Source organism: Kytococcus sp. HMSC28H12, assembly GCF_001816045.1.
GTDB classification, from domain to species: domain Bacteria; phylum Actinomycetota; class Actinomycetes; order Actinomycetales; family Dermatophilaceae; genus Kytococcus; species Kytococcus schroeteri.
Genome location: NZ_KV824653.1, coordinates 2,035 through 6,128 on the forward strand (window position 1 = coordinate 2,035; position 4,094 = coordinate 6,128).

Consider the following 4,094-nt stretch of genomic DNA (forward strand, 5'->3'; position numbering starts at 1 on the left):
GGTCGGCGCCCTGAGCTACTCGCTCTACCTGTGGCACTGGCCGCTGGTGACCGTGGTGGAGCAGGGCGTGTACGAGGACGGCGCCCCGATGTGGGCGAGCGTCGCCGCCGTGCTGGCCGCCTTCCCCCTCGCCTGGGCGGGGCACCACCTCATCGAGAACCCGGTGCGCTTCGCCACACCGTTCAAGCGCACCCGCAACGCCCTGGCGCTCGGCGGCGCCCTCACCGCGGTGGGCGCCGTGGCGGCCGTGGGCCTGGTGCAGCTGGCACCGAGCGTCAGGCAGGTGGACGTCAACCCCGAGACCGCCACCCAGCGCGTGGGTGCCGAGGTGCTGCTGCCGCAGGACGTGGACCCCGAGAAGGTTCCGGCTGACGTGCACGCCGTGCTCGACGACGGTGACGCCCCCGACGCCCCGGAGGCGATCACCCCGGACCCCCTCGAGGTGACCAAGGACTACCCGCCCACGTACGACCAGAACTGCGTGGACAGCGTGGACGGCAACCAGCTCAGGGAGTGCACCTTCGGCCAGGAGGGCGCGAAGAAGACGATCGCCGTGGCCGGTGACTCGAAGATCGACCAGTGGGTGCCCCTCATCGACGCGTGGGCCAAGGACCACGGCTACGAGGTGCGCACCTACCTGAAGTCCGCCTGCGCGTACAACGACCTGCTCATGGACCGCGAGGACGCCCGCTGGAAGGACTGCCACGACTGGGGCCAGGAGGTGCACGAGAAGATCACCGCCCAGCAGCCCGACCTGCTGCTCACCAGCTCGCTCGTGGCCGGCGGAGGACAGGGCAACGACAAGGTGGCCGAGGGCTACGAGACCTTCTGGAGGCCGCTGGCCGAGAAGGGCACCACCGTGGTGGCGGTGGCCGACACCGCCGGCCCCACCGAGGGTCCGCAGTACGAGTGCGTGGCCGAGCACCTGGACACCGTGGGCCAGTGCGCCTTCGAGGACGACGGCGGCCGCGGCACGCCGGCCCTCGAGCAGGCCGTGGAGAACGTGGACGGCGCGGCGATGATGTCCCTCAACGACTTCGTCTGCCCCGAGGGGACCTGCCCCGCCGTCATCGGCGACGTGCTGACCCACCGACAGGGCAGCCACCTGAGCAACACCTACGTCACAACCCTCGGCGGCGTGTTCGACGCACGCCTCGAGGCCGCCATCGAGGAGGCCCGGTGAGTCCGGCATCCGTGGGCACCGCCCACCACCCCCGCCCGGGAACCCGCGGCGCGACGACCCTGCAGTCCCCCGGCAGCCGGGGCCTGCTGTGGTGCGCCGCCAGCCGGGGCCAGGTGCACGCCGCCCTGCCCACGGTGCGCCACCTGCTGCACCAGGGGCACCGGGTGGTGCTGGCCACCCCCGCGCCCGTCTGGCAGGAGACCCTGGCCGAGGCACGGGGCGATCAGGACGCGACGACCCTGCTGGAGGGGCTCGCCGCCGCCGGGCTGCGCGTGGTGCACCCCGAGCCCGGTGACGCCGGCGGCGCCCACGGCCTGCTGCACGCCCTGAACGCCGGGGACCAGGAGTCCTTCGCCCACGACCTGGTGCGTGACCCGCGCCTGCCCTCGCTGGCGCAAGGTGCCCTGGTGGTCTGGCCGGGCACCACCCACGCGGTGGAGCTCGATGCCGTGGACGTGCTCACCGGCGACGCCGCCCGCGCACGGGTGGCCGACCTGCTGGCCGAGCCGGTGCGCTCCGGCGCCCTCCCGCCCGAGGAGGTGCTCCGCCTGGCCCGGGACGTGCCCGAGGCCGTGACGGCCCGACAGCGCGTGGACGCCTCCGCCTCCCTGCTGCGCCAGGGGCGCGGAACCGCCCAGACGGCGCGCATCCAGCGGCAGATGAAGGCCCTGGCCGCCCCGGACCTGGCCGGCGACGACCTCACCGCCCTGGTGGGCCTGGCCTTCCACCGCACCCTCCACGCCGATGCGGTGTCCTCCCCGCTGGTGGACAACCCCGGCGCGTGGCTCTCGCCCCTGCGCACCGTGGAGGACTGGAAGCGCCTGACGGCCGAGCGGCGCCGCCCCGAGGCCACCCCGCGCCCCACCGGCCCCGCCCCGCGCGTGCTGCTGCTGCCCGGCACCTACGGCCGCTTCGAGCAGCCCGTGGTGCGCGCCCTGGAGGCCGCCGGCTGCACGGTGGACGTGCTCGACCTGGCCGAGGCGGCCCCGGTGCTGGCCAGCCGTCTGGTGCGCTCGGAGAACCTCGAGGCGGTGCGCCGCCTGGTGCTCGACGGCGAGCACGGCCTGCCGGACGAGGTGACCGAGCGCATCGCCGCGGCCGACGTGCTCTGGGCCGAGTGGGCCGACCTGCCCGCGGTGTGGTTGAGCCACCTGGCCGCCCCGCACCAGCGGATGGTGCTGCGCGTGCACAGCCTCGACGTGCTGGACCCGTGGCTGCACCTGGTGCGCTGGGCGTCGGTGGACGCCCTCGTGGCCGTCGGGGCGCCGGTGGCCCGGGTGGCGCTCGGCGTGCTCGGCGCCCGCACGGACCTGCCGCCGGTGCACGTCATCGGCCACGTGCTGGACGGCCACTGGTTCGACGTGCCCACCACCGACGACGCCCACCGGCGCCTGGTCATGGTCAAGTGGGGCCGCCGCGTGAAGGACCCCCTCAAGGCCCTCGAGCTGCTGGCCCGCCTCCGCGAGCACGACCCGGCGTGGCGCCTGCGCCTCATCGGCCAGGACATCGCCGATGCCGGGGAGAACGGCACGTACGCACGGCAGGTCGCCGAGCGGGCCGCGCAGGACGACGTACGCGACGCCCTCGAGCTCGTGCCGCAGACCGACGACGTGGCCGCCCACCTGGCCGGCTGCGGGTTCGTGGTGAGCTCCAGCCGCCGTGAGTCCTTCCACCTGGGCCTCGTGGAGGCCGCCGCAGCCGGGTGCGTGCCGGTGGTGCGCAACTGGCCGGTGTTCGCCCGCCGCGGCGGCGCGCGCGACGTGCTGCCCGACGACTGGGTGGTGGACGGGCCCGACGCCCGCTGGGTGGACGCCGCCGCCGAACGCGTGCTGGCCCACGCCGACCGCACCACCTGGGAGGCCGCCTCCGCGGCGACCCGCGCCCAGGTCCGAGATCACTTCCCCGCCGACGAGACCCTCCGACGCCTCGCATCCGTGGCGCTGGACCGTGAGGACACCACTCGATGAGCTCTGCTGCCCCCACCGCCCCCACCGCGCCCGCCGCCTCCTCCGTCCCCGGCGGGCACCGCCCCACCTCCTTCCGCCCCGACGTGGAGGGCCTGCGCGCCATCGCCGTCCTCTCGGTGCTGGCCTACCACGCCGGCCTGCCCGTCATCACCGGCGGTTTCGCGGGCGTGGACATCTTCTTCGTGCTGTCGGGCTTCCTCATCACCGGCCAGCTGCTCAAGGAGGTGGACCGCACCGGCACGGTCGACCTGCCGGCCTTCTACGGCCGCCGCTTCAAGCGCCTGCTCCCCGCGGCCACGATGGTGCTGCTGTTCACCGCCATCGGCACCTGGCTGCTGCTGCCGCTGACGCGCTTCAAGGACGTGGCGTGGGACATCGGCGCCTCGGCGGTGTACCTCATCAACTGGCGGCTGGCCAACCAGTCCGTGGACTACCTGGCCGAGGACACCGAGCCCTCGCCGCTGCAGCACTTCTGGTCGCTGGCGGTGGAGGAGCAGTTCTACGTGGTCTGGCCGCTGGTGCTGCTCGTGGTGGGCCTGGTGGTGCGCCGCGCCCGCACCCCGCTGGCGCCCACGGCCACCCTCGGCCTGCTCGCCATCGCCGTGCCCTCGCTGGTGTGGTCGGTGGTGCACACCGCCTCCAGCCCGGCCACGGCCTACTTCGTCACCACCACCCGCCTGTGGGAGCTCGCCGTCGGTGGCCTGGTGGCCTGTGGCGCGGCGGTGTGGCCGCGTCTGGACCGCCGCCTCGGCGCGGCGCTGGTGGCCGTCGGCCTGCTGATGCTGGGCGTGGCCTTCCTGGTCATCACCTCGAGGACGCCGTGGCCGGGCAGCGCCGCCCTGCTGCCCACCATCGGCACCGCCCTGGCCCTCGTCGGCGGCTACACCGCGCGCGGCCCGCTGCAGGCGGCCCTGGGCTCGGCCCCGATGCTGTGGGTCGGCGCC

The 4,094-nt window shown here is 74.7% G+C and carries 3 protein-coding genes; all 3 read left to right on the top strand.

Going from position 1 to position 4,094, the window contains the following annotated elements; translation table 11 throughout:
• Positions 1-1,183 (top strand): acyltransferase family protein (locus HMPREF3099_RS13540; RefSeq protein WP_237769838.1); only part of this gene is annotated, 1,183 nt, incomplete at its 5' end.
• A complete protein-coding gene (locus HMPREF3099_RS10450) occupies positions 1,180-3,150 on the top strand; it encodes a glycosyltransferase family 4 protein (protein WP_070705908.1) in 1,971 nt (656 codons plus the stop codon). The genes HMPREF3099_RS13540 and HMPREF3099_RS10450, both read left to right, overlap by 4 nt.
• On the top strand, positions 3,147-4,094 hold a 948-nt coding region (locus HMPREF3099_RS13545), incomplete at its 3' end, for an acyltransferase family protein (protein ID WP_237769839.1). The genes HMPREF3099_RS10450 and HMPREF3099_RS13545, both read left to right, overlap by 4 nt.